Raw genomic sequence first — 15,405 nt, forward strand, 5'->3', positions numbered from 1 at the left:
GAGGGGAGAAGTGCGCCGTCCGCAGACGGCGCAGGAGGTATTAGCTGAACAGCGAGTAGAAAATAGCGGAGATGGCAATCAGGCCCATCACAACAACGAACACGTTGCTGATATGGCCGCTGTATTTGCGCATCGCAGGCACTTTCTGAATCGCGTACATCGGCATCAGGAACAGGATCATCGCGATAATCGGGCCGCCCAGGGTTTCAATCATGCCCAGAATGCTTGGGTTCAGGGTGGCTACCGCCCAGGTGGTCACCAGCATGAACAGTGCAGTGATTTTGTTCAGACGGTTGATTTCAATGGTCTTGCCTTTACCACGCAGAGATTTAATCACCATGCCGTTGAAGCCTTCACGTGCGCCCAGGTAGTGGCCCAGGAAGGATTTGGTGATGGCGATAATCGCGATGATCGGCGCCATCCACGCAATCAGCGGTGCGTTAAAGTGGTTTGCCAGGTAAGACAGAATAGAGATGTTCTGCTCTTTCGCCGCCGCCAGATCCGCCGGGGAGAGGCTCAGCACGCAGCTGAACACGAAGAACATTACGGTCAGTACCATCATGATGTGCGCGCGAGCCAGGATGCTGGAGCACTTCTTCTCTGCGCCATTGCCGTACTCTTCACGCTTCGCTACTGCGAAGGAAGAGATGATTGGCGAGTGGTTGAAGGAGAATACCATCACCGGGATCGCCAGCCACAGGGTCAGCAGCAGACCGTTGCCGGTCGTGGATGCGCTGCTCAGAGACAGGGTTTCCAGCGCAGCGCCGTTCCACTGTGGGATCAGGTACAGAGCCAGCACCATCAGAGCCGCAACAAACGGGAACACCAGCACGCTCATCGCTTTCACAATCATCTGCTCGCCGAAGCGCACGATGGTCATCATACCGACGATCAGGATCAGGGACAGAATCGCACGCGGCGGCGGGGTCATCTGAAGCTGGTGCATCATAAAGCTTTCAACGGTGTTGGTGATAGCAACGCTGTACACCAGCAGAATCGGGTAAATCGCGAAGAAGTAGAGCAGGGTAATCAGCTTACCTGCGCCGACGCCGAAGTGTTCTTCAACGACTTCAGTGATGTCTTCGCCCGGATTTTTACCGGACAGCACGAAGCGGGTCAGGCCGCGGTGTGCAAAGAAGGTCATCGGGAAAGCGATGAGGGCCATGATGATCAGCGGGATCATACCGCCGACACCTGCGTTGATAGGAAGGAACAGTACACCAGCGCCGATTGCTGTGCCGTACAGGCCAAGCATCCACATGGTATCCGTTTTGCGCCAACCGCTTCGGGATTCAATCGAAGCAACGGTGCTGGTTTGAGTGGTTTCCATCTGTATCTCCTGGAGGAAGCAAATTGTCAGGTTTTTAGTCAAATCCGATGAAAAAGTGCCTGACGGTAATATGAAATTCGTTCAGTGACGGTTTTTTAATAATTTTTGCCCGTAACTATTGGCGGGCGGAAAGATACATTCTAGTTATGAATCTATCAGTGATCGCGATCCCAAATGCAATAATCCACTTGTGATGTGGGTATCTTTAGACCATTTATCTGTTAAAAAAACATCAAAGAGAATTTACGGGCGCGAAGGCTACCATTAACGACATGTTTTCGAAAAGGTCGACCCGCGAGATAGGTGTCTTTCGCTGTAAAGAAATGGGATTTTAGGATTTTCTGGCGGGTAATTTCGATTAAGGCTGATTATTTACGGTTTCAAAATCGAGGTAATCGTTTGCGCAGGCGTCAGATTTGTTAATAACATTGAAGATCGCTATGAATTGCATCACTAATAAAAAAGCCGGATGACGATCCGGCTTGAGAGGAGAAAAATGTCGCTTTACTTGATGATTTCGTAACACGGAATATAGGCAGAGCCTGGAAGCTTCATGCGGTGCTGAGCGACAAAGCCCTGCAACATGTCATCCATGCGGCGCATCATCTCCGGGTCACCGTGGATCTTATACGGCCCGAACTCTTCAATTGCGCGGATCCCTACCTCTTTCACGTTCCCCGCCACGATGCCAGAGAAGGCGCGACGCAGGTCGGCAGCCAGCACTTCCACCGGCTGATCCGGATAGAGTTTGAGGTTCGCCATGTTCTCATGCGACGGCTCGAAGGGTATCTGAAGATCCGGTGCGATACGGATGGACCAGTTAAAACTGTAGGCATCCCCGGTATCACGACGATTCTCTTTCACCAGCGGCATCGCTTTTTTCATCTGACGGGCCACTTCTGCGGCATCGTCAATAATAATGCGGTAGTGACGGCGCGCATCTTCGCCCAGCGTATGCACGATAAACTCGTCCAGCACGCGGAAGTAGTCGGCGCTCTCTTTCGGGCCGGTCAGGATCAGCGGCAGAACCTGATCTTTGTTGGCCGGGTTCATCAGGATCCCCAGCAGATAAAGCAGCTCTTCCGCCGTGCCTACGCCGCCCGGGAAGATGATGATGCCGTGCGCGATACGGACAAACGCCTCAAGACGTTTTTCGATATCCGGCATAATAATCAGTTCGTTAACCAGCGGGTTAGGCGGCTCAGCGGCGATGATCGATGGCTCGGTCATGCCGATAAAACGGCCTTCTTTATAGCGCTGCTGTGCGTGTCCTACTGCCGCGCCTTTCATCGGCGCTTCCATCGCGCCAGGACCGCAACCGGTACAGATATTCAGTTCGCGCAGGCCGAGCTGCGTCCCTACGCGGCGGGCATACAGGTATTCGGTTTCGTTAATGGAGTGACCGCCCCAGCAGACGACCATGTTCGGCGCTTCGCCCACGTGCAGGGCACGGGCGTTACGCAGAATGGAGAAGACCAGGTTGGTGATATGAACGGAACTTTCCAGGTCAAGATGCTGGAAACGTCCGGCATTGCTGATCTGTCCGTTAACAAACAGAATGTCGCGCAGCACGGCAAACAGGTTGGCCTGAAGTGAGCGAATAATACGTCCGTCGACAAAAGCGTCTTCCGGCGGGTTGATCACTTCGAGCTTCACCCCGCGCTCGCGGCGCAGCACGTTGATATCAAAACTTTCGAAGCGGGACAGCAGCTCTTTACTGTTGTCGGTCAGGCTTCCGGAGTTCAGTACGGCAAGTGAACAGTTACGAAACAGTTGATAAAGGTCGCTACTGGCGGTGCGTTTAAGCATGTCCACTTCCAGTTGCGACAACATATCCATAGAGCCAAGCGGGCTAATATGTGTAATCAAGTGAGCTCCTTATGGGACGATTATCGTCTTTCCCTGTTGATTACAATAGCCCTGGCTTATGACGTTTCACAACACTTCGGGCGGAATACCGCCCGCATATTGTGAAAATATTTATCTTACTGGCGCACAAGTCGTCCGGTGGCAGGCACAAAATCGCTATTGGTGCGCCACGGGTTGATATCCAGGCCGCCGCGACGGGTGTAGCGGGCGTAAACGCTCAGCTTTTCGGGCTGGCAGAAACGCTGGATGTCGTTGAAGATGCGCTCCACGCACTGCTCGTGGAATTCGTTGTGATGACGGAATGACACCAGGTAACGCAGCAGCTTTTCACGTTCAATCTGCGGGCCGCGGTACTGGATCTGTACCGAGCCCCAGTCCGGCTGATGGGTGATAAGGCAGTTGGATTTCAGCAGATGGCTGACCAGCGTCTCGTTGACCACTTTTCCGCCCGCCGCGTTTTCCAGGTAGTCGCTGCTAAATTCATAGCTTTCCACCTCAATGTCCTGATCGTCGATGCAGGTGCCGTGGAAATGGGCGATGGGCTGACCTTCCAGCTCATGCAGACGGTATAACGAGACGGTTACGTTCCCCTGCGCGCACGCGCTTAAATCACGTTCAAGCGTCTGTTGCACCTCGTCCCAGCTGTTAAATTTGGTCTGGTTAAAGCTGTTGAGATAGAGCTTAAAGCTCTTGGATTCGACCAGGTTTACGCTGGCGTAATCCAGCTCGACGTGGCCCACGGCCACCTGCGGCAGACCGCGCGCATTCAGCCAGGAGAGTTCGTACAGCGTCCAGATGTCGCCGCCGACAAACGGCAGCGCGTCAGCGTGCAGCCCGAGCGGATCGCGGTTCAGACTGCGCGGCACGCCCTGCAACAGGCTTGCATCGTAGGTGTCGCGGTAATCGGTCGATTTTCCCAGCGTTAAGCCCGTTAACGCCTGATGATTTTCGTAAGACATGTTTCATAGCCACTTTACAGGTACACTTATGGGCTGAGTTTATCCTGTCTTACAAGAAGAGAGAAATCGGTGGATATCGAAACTGCAAATGCCCTGACGTCCTTCACGACCCGCTATTGCGATGCCTGGCATGAAAAGCGGGGGACGTGGCCGCAAAGTACTGACTTATGTGGCGTGCCGTCACCGTGCATTATCGCTTCGCAGGATGATTACGTTATCTGGCAACCGAAACCGTTCATGGGCGAGCAGAATGTAAATGCTGTTGAACGCGCGATGGACCTTGTGATACAACCTGCGCTTCATGCATTTTATACCACGCAGTTTGCCGGGGATATGACTGCATGTTTTGCAGGACAGCCGCTGACGCTGCTGCAAACCTGGAGCGAAGACGATCTGCAACGCGTTCAGGAAAACCTCATTGGTCACCTGGTCACGCAAAAACGGCTTAAGCTCTCTCCGACTCTCTTTATTGCGACGCTCGACAGTGAACTGGACGTCATTTCTGTCTGCAACCTGTCTGGCGAGGTCATTAAAGAGACGCTCGGCACCCGCAATCGCGACGTTCTCGCGCCTTCACTTGCGGATTTCCTTACCCGAATTGAGCCTCTTCTGTAATCCATGATGCTACTGGGCGTGTGAGAGATCTCTTACACGCGCTGTGAGACATCGCCGAAACAATTAGCATTGTCTTAGGAATTTCAGATTAATATTAACTTCTCTTTCAATAAGTTAGTGGTTTTCTGAAAGGAAATCCCCCGTTTCGCCTGGCTTACATTGCTCACAAGGTGGGTTGTAAGACGAAGCAGAATAGCGGATTCTATCTGTGTCGACAGGATGCCGACACGAGAAACGAACATCAGGATGATGGCGTTTCTTACCAGGGACACGTCAGGATGACGCCGCAGGAAGGCTTCAGGATGAAGCAAAGTGGATCACGCAGGATGCGTAAGGGACACCTCCAGGAAGGAGAACGAGAGCCGGTCAGGATGGTCGGTGGGTCAGGATGGCCAGGACGTTTCAGGATGAAACCTACACATCAGGACGATGTGAGCAGGAAGCAAAAGGTAAAGGGATGACCAGGCCTTCGGGCATCAGGAAAAGTTGTCACGGATGAGCAGGGAGCACGTATTGTAGCTGGAATGCTGCGAAACGAACCGGGAGCACTGTTTTTACAGTGCTCCCTTTTTTATTTCTGTCTTCCGCAATGCTATGCTTCGCGCCATTCCGTTTTTCAGTTGAGGTATATATGTCGCATCATGACAGCGTTCGTGCGCAGTTGCACGCCATCGAAGCCCTTATGCGCCAGCATCAGCTGTGGCAGGATAACGCGCCGCAGCCAGACGCGTTCGCCAGCACCCAACCGTTTTGTCTGGATACGCTGGACCCGTTCGAGTGGCTCCAGTGGGTCTTAATTCCGCGTATGCATGCGCTGCTGGAAGGTGGCCACGCGTTGCCCGCGTCTTTTGCCGTCTCTCCCTATTACGAAATGGCGCTGGAAGCGACCCACCCGGCGCGTACTATGATGCTGGTGGAGCTGGAGAAGCTGGATGCGCTTTTCGCCGGTGACGATGCATGACGCTTGAGATCCTTTATCAGGATGAGTGGTTAGTGGCGGTGAATAAACCGTCCGGCTGGCTGGTGCACCGTAGCTGGCTCGATCGCGATGAGAAAGTGGTGGTCATGCAAACCGTGCGCGATCAAATCGGTCAGCACGTTTTTACTGCCCATCGTCTCGATCGGCCAACCTCTGGTGTTCTGCTGATGGGGCTTTCCAGTGAGGCCGGGCGCCTGCTGGCGCAGCAGTTTGAACAGCACCAGATCCAGAAACGCTACCACGCCATCGTGCGTGGCTGGCTGATGGATTCCGCCACGCTTGATTATCCCCTGGTGGAGGAACTGGATAAAATCGCCGATAAATTTGCCCGCGACGATAAAGGCCCGCAGCCAGCGGTGACCGACTATCGTGGTATGGCGACCACAGAACTGCCGGTGGCGACCAGCAAATTTCCGACCACGCGATACAGTCTGGTGGAGCTTTTGCCCAAAACCGGGCGCAAGCACCAGCTTCGCCGTCACCTTGCACATCTGCGCCACCCCATTATCGGCGACAGCAAGCACGGCGATCTGCGCCAGAACCGCAGCGCGGCCGAGCACTTTGGCTGTAACCGGCTGATGCTGCACGCCAGCGAGCTACGCCTGACGCACCCGTTTACCGGCGAACCGCTGACTATTCGCGCGGGGCTGGACAAGGTCTGGATGCAGGCGCTGTCACAGTTTGGCTGGCTGGGACAACTCCCCGAAAATGAAAGGGTTGAGTTTGCCGCAGGCAACGTTCAGGATGAACAGCAAGCGCAATAATTACGGGAGCAAAGCATGGCTGAAGTAGGCATTTTTGTCGGCACAATGTACGGCAACTCGCTGCTGGTGGCGGAGGAAGCGGAAGCAATCCTCGTAAACCAGGGCCATAAAGCAACGGTCTATGAAGATCCGGAGCTGGCGGACTGGGAAAAGTATAAAGATAAATACATCCTGGTGGTGACCTCCACCACCGGGCAGGGCGATCTACCGGACAGCATCGTCCCGCTTTTCCAGGGCATTAAAGACCAGCTTGGTTATCAGCCAGATGTTCACTATGGCATCATTGCCCTCGGCGATAGCTCTTACGCCAATTTCTGCGGCGGCGGTAAGCAGTTCGACGCGCTGTTGCAGGAACAGAGCGCTCAGCGCGTCGGAGAGATGTTGCTGATTGATGCAGGTGAACACCCTGAGCCAGAAAGCGAGTCAAATCCCTGGGTTGAACACTGGGCCACGCTCCTGAACTAACCCTGTACTAAACGAACGCCAGGCCGGGTAAGGCGAAGCCGCCACCCGGCAACGAAGCCGCATCCTATCCTCAATTCCGTGAAGTATCTTCCACCACTTTGGGCTTATGCCCCAAACCACGTTCCCCACGCCCGTCAATGTTGTGTTCCTGCACGGTGAGAGAACCGGTCACTCCTTCATATACTTTTCCCGTCACTATAAAACGGCTTCTGGCCGTACCAAAACCAAACACAAATCTCTCATTCTGATTACCCTACAGGTGCTGTACAGAATGAACCAGGCGAAAGCTATGTTTCAGGAGTGCAACAATGAGTACATTAAGCCACGCGGCGAGCAGCGCTGAGAAGCGCACCAACGCCCGCTACTGGATAGTGGTGATGCTGTTTATCGTCACCTCTTTCAACTACGGCGACCGTGCCACGTTATCCATTGCCGGCTCTGAGATGGCAAAGGACATCGGACTTGATCCGGTGGGTATGGGTTATGTTTTCTCCGCATTTTCATGGGCCTACGTAATCGGCCAAATCCCTGGCGGCTGGCTGCTGGACCGCTTTGGCTCAAAACGGGTCTATTTCTGGTCCATTTTCATCTGGTCGATGTTTACCCTGTTACAGGGCTTCGTGGATATCTTTAGCGGCTTCGGCATTATCATTGCGCTCTTTACCCTCCGCTTCCTGGTGGGCTTAGCGGAAGCGCCATCGTTCCCTGGCAACAGCCGTATTGTGGCCGCCTGGTTCCCGGCGCAGGAGAGGGGAACGGCGGTAGCGATCTTTAACTCGGCGCAATACTTTGCGACGGTTATTTTCGCGCCAATCATGGGCTGGCTGACGCATGAGGTGGGCTGGTCACACGTCTTCTTCTTCATGGGCGGGCTGGGGATCGTCATCAGCTTCATCTGGCTGAAAGTGATCCACGAACCAAACCAGCATCCGGGCGTGAACAAGAAAGAGCTGGACTACATTGCTGAAGGAGGGGCGCTGATCAACATGGATCAGAAAACCCAGAAAGCTAAGGTCCCGTTCAGCCAGAAATGGGGGCAGATCAAACAACTCGTCGGCTCACGAATGATGATCGGTATCTATCTCGGCCAGTATTGCATTAACGCCTTAACCTACTTCTTCATCACCTGGTTCCCGGTTTACCTGGTGCAGGCGCGCGGCATGTCGATTCTGAAGGCGGGGTTTGTCGCCTCCGTGCCGGCCATCTGCGGCTTCGTGGGTGGGGTGCTTGGCGGGGTCATCTCCGACTGGTTGATGCGTCGTACCGGTTCGCTGAATATTGCGCGTAAAACGCCAATCGTGCTCGGCATGCTGCTCTCCATGACCATGGTGTTCTGTAACTACGTCAGCGCGGAGTGGATGATTATCGGCTTTATGGCGATGGCCTTCTTCGGTAAAGGCATTGGCGCACTGGGCTGGGCGGTGATGGCAGATACCGCGCCGAAAGAGATCAGCGGCCTGAGCGGCGGTCTGTTCAACATGTTTGGCAACATTTCCGGCATTGTCACCCCAATCGCTATCGGTTACATCGTCGGCACCACCGGCTCCTTCAATGGTGCGCTGATTTATGTAGGCGTCCATGCGCTGGTGGCGGTACTCAGTTACCTGGTGCTGGTGGGTGACATCAAACGAATCGAACTGAAACCTGTTGGGGAGCGCGGATGATGACAACGCAATCAAGCCCGATCGTGACGGAGATGAAGGTCATCCCGGTGGCGGGGCAGGACAGCATGCTGCTCAACATTGGTGGCGCGCATAACGCCTGGTTCACCCGCAACATTGTGGTGCTGACCGACAGCGCAGGGAATACCGGCGTCGGGGAAGCGCCTGGCGGAGAGGTGATTTACCAGACGCTGGTCGACGCTATCCCGCAGGTGGTTGGGCAGGAGGTCGCCCGCCTGAACAAGGTGGTTCAGCGGGTGCATAAGGGCAACCAGTCGGCGGATTTTGATACCTTCGGCAAAGGCGCCTGGACGTTTGAACTGCGAGTTAACGCGGTGGCGGCGCTGGAGGCGGCTCTCCTCGATTTACTGGGCAAGGCGCTGAACGTGCCGGTCTGCGAACTGCTGGGGCCAGGCAAACAGCGTGATGCGGTAACGGTGCTGGGCTATCTGTTCTACGTTGGAGACCGGACGAAAACCGATCTGCCGTATCTGGAACGCTCGCCGGGCAGCCACGAGTGGTATCACCTGCGTCATCAGGAGGCGCTCTCTGGCGAAGCGGTGGTACGCCTGGCAGAGGCGGCGCAGGATCGCTACGGCTTTAAAGACTTCAAGCTGAAAGGCGGCGTTCTGCCGGGCGAGCAGGAGATTGACAGCGTGCGCGCGTTGAAAAAACGCTTCCCGGAGGCACGCATCACCGTCGATCCGAACGGCGCCTGGCTGCTGGATGAAGCTATCGCGCTGTGCAAAGGGCTGGGCGACGTGCTGACCTACGCGGAAGATCCGTGCGGCGCCGAGCAGGGCTTTTCTGGCCGCGAGGTGATGGCCGAATTCCGCCGCGCTACCGGGCTGCCGGTTGCGACCAACATGATCGCCACAAACTGGCGCGAAATGGGCCATGCGGTGATGCTGAATGCAGTGGACATACCGCTTGCGGACCCGCACTTCTGGACCCTTTCCGGCGCGGTGCGCGTGGCGCAGCTGTGCGATGACTGGGGCCTCACCTGGGGCTGCCACTCCAATAATCATTTCGACATTTCGCTGGCGATGTTTACCCACGTTGGCGCGGCGGCGCCGGGCAACCCGACCGCCATCGATACGCACTGGATCTGGCAGGAAGGCGAAGCGCGCCTGACCAAAAATCCACTTGAAATCAAAAACGGCACAATTGCTGTGCCGGATGCGCCGGGGCTGGGCGTGGAGCTTGACTGGGATCAGATCCACAAGGCGCATGAAGCGTATAAAAAACTGCCGGGCGGCGCGCGCAACGACGCAGGCCCGATGCAGTACCTTATCCCCGGCTGGACATTTGACCGTAAGCGCCCTGTATTTGGACGTCACTGATAAAAGGATCGAACGATGAGCACATTTTCTACCCCTGTAGTTACCTCCATGCAGATCATTCCTGTCGCGGGACATGACAGCATGTTGATGAACCTGAGCGGCGCCCATGCGCCGTTCTTCACCCGTAATATTGTGGTGATCAAGGACAACTCAGGGCATACCGGTGTCGGTGAAATCCCGGGCGGGGAGAAGATCCGTAAAACGCTGGAGGACGCCATTCCGCTGGTGGTGGGTAAAACGCTGGGCGAGTACAAAAATGTGCTGACTCGCGTGCGCACGACCTTTGCCGATCGTGATGCGGGTGGCCGTGGTCTGCAAACGTTTGATCTGCGCACCACTATCCATGTGGTCACGGGCATTGAAGCCGCGATGCTGGATCTGCTGGGCCAGCATCTGGGCGTCAATGTCGCCTCCCTGCTGGGCGACGGCCAACAGCGCAGCGAAGTGGAAATGCTCGGCTACCTGTTCTTTATCGGCAACCGCAAACTCACCCCGCTGCCGTACCAGAGCCAGCCGGACGAAAAATGCGACTGGTATCGTGTGCGTCACGATGAAGCGATGACCCCGGACGCGGTGGTGCGCCTGGCGGAAGCCGCGTATGAAAAATATGGCTTTAATGACTTCAAGCTGAAAGGCGGCGTACTGGCGGGTGAAGAAGAAGCAGAGGCGATCGCCGCGCTGGCGAAGCGCTTCCCGCAGGCGCGCGTCACGCTGGATCCGAACGGTGCCTGGTCGCTTGATGAGGCGATCAAAATCGGTAAGCAGCTTAAAGGCGTGCTGGCCTACGCGGAAGATCCGTGCGGCGCCGAGCAGGGGTTCTCCGGACGTGAAGTAATGGCGGAGTTCCGTCGCGCCACCGGGCTGCCAACCGCCACCAACATGATCGCGACCGACTGGCGTCAGATGGGGCACACGCTCTCGCTGCAATCGGTGGACATTCCGCTGGCAGACCCGCACTTCTGGACGATGCAGGGCTCGGTTCGCGTGGCGCAGATGTGCCATGAGTTCGGCCTGACCTGGGGCTCCCACTCCAACAACCACTTCGACATCTCGCTGGCGATGTTCACCCACGTGGCGGCCGCTGCGCCGGGCAACATTACCGCCATCGACACCCACTGGATCTGGCAGGAGGGCAACCAGCGCCTGACCAAACAGCCGTTTGAAATCAAAGGCGGCATGGTGCAAGTTCCTGCTACGCCGGGGCTGGGCGTTGAGCTGGATATGGACCAGGTCATGAAAGCGCATGAGCTTTACCAGAAACACGGCCTTGGCGCGCGTGATGACGCGCTGGCGATGCAATACCTGATCTCAGAGTGGAGATTCGACAATAAACGTCCGTGCATGGTACGATAAGCTCATTGGGACCGCTCCCATGAGTGGTCCCTTACGTGGTGTATGCTTAACGTAACTAACATGCGTAAGGATGGCTTATGAAAATTGTTATCGCTCCGGACTCGTATAAGGAAAGCTTGAGCGCGCTGGAGGTGGCAACAGCGATAGAGGTCGGTTTTCGCGAAATTTTCCCGTCAGCGCACTATGTCAAATTACCGGTTGCCGATGGTGGCGAAGGGACGGTGGAAGCGATGGTGGCAGCCACGCATGGGCGTCTTGTCCATGTTCCTGTTACCGGGCCTTTGGGTGAACGCGTGGAAGGGTTTTTCGGGTTATCCGGAGACGGGAAAAGCGCCTTTATCGAGATGGCGGCAGCGAGCGGTCTGGAGCTTGTTGCTCCTGCAAAGCGTAACCCGTTAATCACCACCTCCTGGGGAACCGGGGAACTGATCCGTCATGCGCTGGATGCGGGCGTTAAGCATATCATTATTGGCATTGGAGGCAGCGCGACCAATGACGGTGGCGCAGGCATGGTGCAGGCGCTGGGCGTAAAACTGCTGGATGCGAAAGCGCAGCCCGTTGGGCCGGGCGGCGGCGAACTGACAAGCCTTGCGCATATCGATCTTAGCGGGCTGGACAAGCGGCTGGCAGACTGTCGAATTGAAGTGGCCTGCGATGTAACCAACCCCCTGATCGGCGAGACTGGCGCTTCTGCGGTATTTGGTCCGCAGAAAGGGGCGACGCCGGAGATGGTCAGGACGCTGGACAACGCGCTTGCGCATTACGCAAAAATTATCGCCCGGGATCTGGATATTGACGTCTTAAACCTGGCGGGCGGCGGTGCGGCTGGCGGAATGGGGGCGGCGCTGTATGCATTTTGCGGCGCACAGCTCCGTCAGGGGATTGAGATTGTCACCGATGCCCTGCATCTCGATGAACAGGTCGCGGACGCCGATCTGGTGATCACGGGCGAAGGGCGTATCGACAGCCAGACGATCCACGGAAAAGTGCCCGTTGGCGTGGCGAGAGTCGCGAAACGCTATAACAAGCCGGTTATTGGCATTGCCGGCAGCCTGACGGCGGATGTTGGCGTGGTGCATGAGCACGGACTGGATGCCGTATTCAGCGTGATTTACACCATCTGCTCGCTGGAGGATGCGCTGGAAAATGCGCAACAGAATGTACAGATGGCCGCAAGGAATATTGCGGCGGTGATAAAGATGGGGCAGGGGATGTCGCGTTAACGTTCGTGCTCCTTTAGGCCCGGTAAGCGAAGCGCCACCGGGCTTTGGTCTTAGCTCCCCAACACCTTCATTGCTTCCCGCGTCACGTTGTCCATCTCGTCCAGCAGCTCCAGGAACTCCGGTTCGAGATCGGATTCTGGCGTACCCGCGCGGAGCTGCTGTTCAAGCAACTGGCAGAGATTTTTCAACCGCGGTACGCCGCTGTAGCCGCAGCTGCCATGCAGTTTATGAATGGCTTCCAGCAGTCCTTCGGGGTTTTCACCCACCAGCTGTTCTTCAACCTTGTTACGGATCTCAGGCAGGAAGTCCACCAGCATTTGCAGCATATCGCGGGCCAGATCGGGTTTGCCTGCCGCCTGGCGCAGCGCCAGTTGCCAGTCAAACGTGGCATTCTGGTTAACGCTGATCTCCGGCGATTCAGCTGTAATGGTGTATGTCCCGCCAATGTGCCCCGGCTTGTAGCGCAGCAGCAGGCTGTGCAGCTTCTCTTCGTCGATCGGTTTCGCCAGATAATCGTTCATGCCCGCACCCAGCAGTTTCTCCTTTTGCCCCGCCATCGCGTGCGCCGTCACGGCAATCACCGGCGTCTGCTGCTGGTGCGGAAGCTGGCGAATCAACTCGCAGGCGCGGATGCCATCCATGCCCGGCATCTGAATATCCATCAGGATCAGGTCGAACTGCATCTGTTTGGCTTGTTCCACGGCTTCGGCGCCGCTGGTACACAGCTCAACGTGCTGAACCTGATCCTCAAGCAGCACGCCAATCAGCTTCAGGTTCGCCGGGTTATCGTCCACGGCCATCACCGTCATCGGCAGCTTATGTTCGTCATTTTCCAGCGGCAGGGACTGATGCGTCAGACGGCAATATTCGGTCAACGCAGGTAACAGCCGTGTGGCGGTGAGGGGTTTCAGCAGACACGCCGCCGCTCCGTCGTTTTTCAGCTCTTCGGCGTTGATTTGGGCGTGGCACGGCAGCGCCAGCAGCAGGTAGTCCGTCATTGAGGCCGCCTTCGCCAGGCGTTCCTGCTGCATGGTCAGTTCTCCGGTAAACGTCACCGGAATCCCCAACAACAGGATATCGTAATGATCGTTCGCCAGCGCGGAGAAGGTCGGGCTGTAGATGACCTCCAGCGGCGTGCTGCTTAATACATCCAGCGTACACTGCGCCGCCGCGGCGTTCGGTTCCACATAGGCCAGACGCATCCCCTTCAGGCACCCGGTGACCGGGCCGTCGGTCTGCACGTTCGGGTTAAGATCAAGGTTGATATGGAACCAGAAGGTTGAGCCCCGGTTAGGCTGGCTGTGGAAGGAGATATCGCCTCCCATCTCTTTCACCAGCTTTTGGGTGATCACCAGCCCCAGGCCCGTTCCGCCGTGACGACGGGAAATGCTCGCATCGGCCTGGCGGAAAGCCTGGAACAGACGCGTCTGATCGCGCTCCGGAATACCAATGCCGGTATCCCGGATCTGCACTTCAATCTGGACTTTGTTATTACTGAGCGCCCTTTTTTCGACCAGAATGTCGATGTTGCCGCTCTCGGTGAACTTAATCGCGTTGCCCACCAGATTGGTAATGACCTGTTGCAGGCGCAGCGGGTCGCCAATGACGTTATCCGGCACATCATTTTTAATATTGAGCGTCAGTTCCAGCCCCTTATCATGCGATGAGTGGGCAAGAAGCGTGACCACGTCATCCAGCGTGCTGCGCAGCGGGAAGGGGATACTCTCCAGAATCAGCTTGCCCGCTTCCAGCTTCGAGAAGTCCAGTACGTCGTTAATAATGGTCAGCAGGTTATTGGCTGAGCGTTCAATGGTATGCAGATGGTCACGCTGAGTTGGGTTAAGCTCGCTTTTGAGCGTCAGACGGGTAAAGCCAATCACCCCGTTCAGCGGCGTGCGCAGCTCGTGCGACATGTTCGCCAGGAATTCAGACTTAATACGCGCCGCCTCCTGAGCACGTTTTTTCGCCAGATCCAGCTCCACGTTCTGGATCTCCATCTGCTCCAGCGTTTCGCGCAGGTCAGAGGTGGCCTGGTCAACGTTGTGCTGCATCTCTTCGTGATAAGCCGCCAGCGACATCGCCATTGAGTTGATGCCGTTTTTCAGCATATCCAGCTCGCCGAGCATAAAGCCTTCCACGCGGCTGTCGAGCTGACCCCGGCGGATCCGGTCAACGGTATTCACCATGTTGCGGATAGGCCCCGTGACGTCGCGCATCAGTCGCCAGCCGAAGATCAGCGCTATGCCGATGCAGAACAGCATCATCACGCCGGAGATGAATATTTCTTTGTACTGCTGGAGCCGTACCGACTTGAGATCCAGCTCCAGCGCCACATATCCCAGCATATTATTGCTGGACTTCGCATCGGACTGGGCAGATTCGTCGGGTGAATAGCTTTCGGAGATAATCGGCGTGCGCAGGATCATGATATCGCCTCGCCGCAACACCGTAAGATGACGCGGGAAGGGGGTACCATCCGGGATTTTCAGCGACGTGGGATCCAGATGGAAATTCGAGGTGACGAACAGACGGTTATGCTCATCATAAACGGAAATGGCGCGTACGATCTCTGAATGACGGCGGTGCAATACGCTGATTAACTGACCAATGGATTCACGGTTTTGCAGGTTCATGCCGTACTCGCTGGAGACGGCCAGCGGTTCGATAATACTGGCCCCGGCATCTTCAAGCTGTCTCTGCAAATCGTTATAGCGATGCACCACAAAGAAAATGCTCAGCAGCAAACCGATGAGAACGGTAGGAGCGAGGATCAAAATCATCATGCGCGCGCGCAGGCTGTAGTTGGTCATGGAGTTCCGTTATGGGACAATCAGGCTAATTATG

Annotated in this window: 12 protein-coding genes; 8 read left to right on the forward strand and 4 right to left on the reverse strand. The window is 56.1% G+C overall.

What is annotated here, in order from left to right:
* Nucleotides 1-40 precede the first annotated feature (40 nt).
* The 3 genes from AM329_RS23385 to queF all read right to left on the reverse strand — a co-directional run bounded on the left by AM329_RS23385 (nucleotide 41) and on the right by queF (nucleotide 4,158).
* Nucleotides 41-1,330 (reverse strand): HAAAP family serine/threonine permease, encoded by a 1,290-nt coding sequence (locus AM329_RS23385; RefSeq protein ID WP_003862749.1) that lies wholly within the window; start codon nucleotides 1,328-1,330, stop codon nucleotides 41-43.
* Between the two features lie 504 nt (nucleotides 1,331-1,834).
* Nucleotides 1,835-3,199 (reverse strand): nucleotide 5'-monophosphate nucleosidase PpnN, encoded by a 1,365-nt coding sequence (ppnN, locus tag AM329_RS23390; protein ID WP_003862748.1) that lies wholly within the window; start codon nucleotides 3,197-3,199, stop codon nucleotides 1,835-1,837.
* A 116-nt stretch (nucleotides 3,200-3,315) separates the two neighbouring features.
* Nucleotides 3,316-4,158, reverse strand: coding sequence for an NADPH-dependent 7-cyano-7-deazaguanine reductase QueF (gene queF, locus AM329_RS23395; RefSeq protein ID WP_032610057.1), 843 nt, complete (start codon nucleotides 4,156-4,158; stop codon nucleotides 3,316-3,318).
* A 69-nt stretch (nucleotides 4,159-4,227) separates the two neighbouring features.
* Here queF and syd point away from each other — a divergent pair, with 69 nt between their 5' ends.
* From syd to AM329_RS23445, 8 genes are all read left to right on the forward strand, one after another.
* Nucleotides 4,228-4,773 carry a SecY-interacting protein gene (gene syd, locus AM329_RS23400; protein WP_032610056.1) on the forward strand — a complete coding sequence of 182 codons (546 nt, stop codon included), beginning with the start codon at nucleotides 4,228-4,230 and terminating at the stop codon, nucleotides 4,771-4,773.
* A gap of 631 nt (nucleotides 4,774-5,404) precedes the next feature.
* Entirely contained in the window at nucleotides 5,405-5,734 is a 330-nt protein-coding gene (locus AM329_RS23410; protein ID WP_023323686.1) for a YqcC family protein, read from the forward strand.
* On the forward strand, nucleotides 5,731-6,516 hold the full coding sequence (gene truC, locus AM329_RS23415) for a tRNA pseudouridine(65) synthase TruC (protein WP_003862739.1): 786 nt from the start codon (nucleotides 5,731-5,733) through the stop codon (nucleotides 6,514-6,516). The genes AM329_RS23410 and truC overlap by 4 nt, the downstream gene beginning before the upstream one ends.
* Nucleotides 6,517-6,531: 15 nt before the next feature.
* Nucleotides 6,532-6,981, forward strand: a complete 450-nt coding sequence (locus AM329_RS23420; RefSeq protein ID WP_023295346.1) for a flavodoxin — start codon at nucleotides 6,532-6,534, stop codon at nucleotides 6,979-6,981.
* A 308-nt stretch (nucleotides 6,982-7,289) separates the two neighbouring features.
* Nucleotides 7,290-8,645 (forward strand): galactarate/glucarate/glycerate transporter GudP, encoded by a 1,356-nt coding sequence (gudP, locus tag AM329_RS23430; RefSeq protein WP_003862734.1) that lies wholly within the window; start codon nucleotides 7,290-7,292, stop codon nucleotides 8,643-8,645.
* Nucleotides 8,645-9,985, forward strand: coding sequence for an enolase C-terminal domain-like protein (locus AM329_RS23435; RefSeq protein ID WP_003862733.1), 1,341 nt, complete (start codon nucleotides 8,645-8,647; stop codon nucleotides 9,983-9,985). Before gudP ends, AM329_RS23435 begins: the two co-directional genes overlap by 1 nt.
* 15 nt (nucleotides 9,986-10,000) lie before the next feature.
* Entirely contained in the window at nucleotides 10,001-11,338 is a 1,338-nt protein-coding gene (gudD, locus tag AM329_RS23440) for a glucarate dehydratase (RefSeq protein ID WP_032610055.1), read from the forward strand.
* Between the two features lie 77 nt (nucleotides 11,339-11,415).
* A complete protein-coding gene (locus AM329_RS23445; RefSeq protein ID WP_032610054.1) occupies nucleotides 11,416-12,561 on the forward strand; it encodes a glycerate kinase in 1,146 nt (381 codons plus the stop codon).
* Nucleotides 12,562-12,611: 50 nt separating this feature from the next.
* Here AM329_RS23445 and barA read toward each other — a convergent pair whose 3' ends face one another.
* The gene (gene barA, locus AM329_RS23450) at nucleotides 12,612-15,371 is read right to left on the reverse strand and encodes a two-component sensor histidine kinase BarA (protein ID WP_003862726.1); all 2,760 of its coding nucleotides are present in this window, start codon (nucleotides 15,369-15,371) and stop codon (nucleotides 12,612-12,614) included.
* Between the last annotated feature and the right edge of the window lie 34 nt (nucleotides 15,372-15,405).

This window comes from Enterobacter cloacae complex sp. AR_0002, from assembly GCF_001922365.1.
In the GTDB taxonomy this organism is placed as follows: Bacteria; Pseudomonadota; Gammaproteobacteria; order Enterobacterales; family Enterobacteriaceae; genus Enterobacter; species Enterobacter hormaechei_C.

Bases quoted from the DNA above. Each gene is read 5' to 3' on its own strand.
- AM329_RS23385 (WP_003862749.1), bottom strand. From the start codon at position 1,330: ATGGAAACCACTCAAACCAGCACCGTTGCTTCGATTGAATCCCGAAGC.
- queF (WP_032610057.1), bottom strand. From the start codon at position 4,158: ATGTCTTACGAAAATCATCAGGCGTTAACGGGCTTAACGCTGGGAAAA.
- AM329_RS23410 (WP_023323686.1), top strand. From the start codon at position 5,405: ATGTCGCATCATGACAGCGTTCGTGCGCAGTTGCACGCCATCGAAGCC.
- truC (WP_003862739.1), top strand. From the start codon at position 5,731: ATGACGCTTGAGATCCTTTATCAGGATGAGTGGTTAGTGGCGGTGAAT.
- AM329_RS23420 (WP_023295346.1), top strand. From the start codon at position 6,532: ATGGCTGAAGTAGGCATTTTTGTCGGCACAATGTACGGCAACTCGCTG.
- gudP (WP_003862734.1), top strand. From the start codon at position 7,290: ATGAGTACATTAAGCCACGCGGCGAGCAGCGCTGAGAAGCGCACCAAC.
- AM329_RS23435 (WP_003862733.1), top strand. From the start codon at position 8,645: ATGACAACGCAATCAAGCCCGATCGTGACGGAGATGAAGGTCATCCCG.
- gudD (WP_032610055.1), top strand. From the start codon at position 10,001: ATGAGCACATTTTCTACCCCTGTAGTTACCTCCATGCAGATCATTCCT.
- AM329_RS23445 (WP_032610054.1), top strand. From the start codon at position 11,416: ATGAAAATTGTTATCGCTCCGGACTCGTATAAGGAAAGCTTGAGCGCG.
- barA (WP_003862726.1), bottom strand. From the start codon at position 15,371: ATGACCAACTACAGCCTGCGCGCGCGCATGATGATTTTGATCCTCGCT.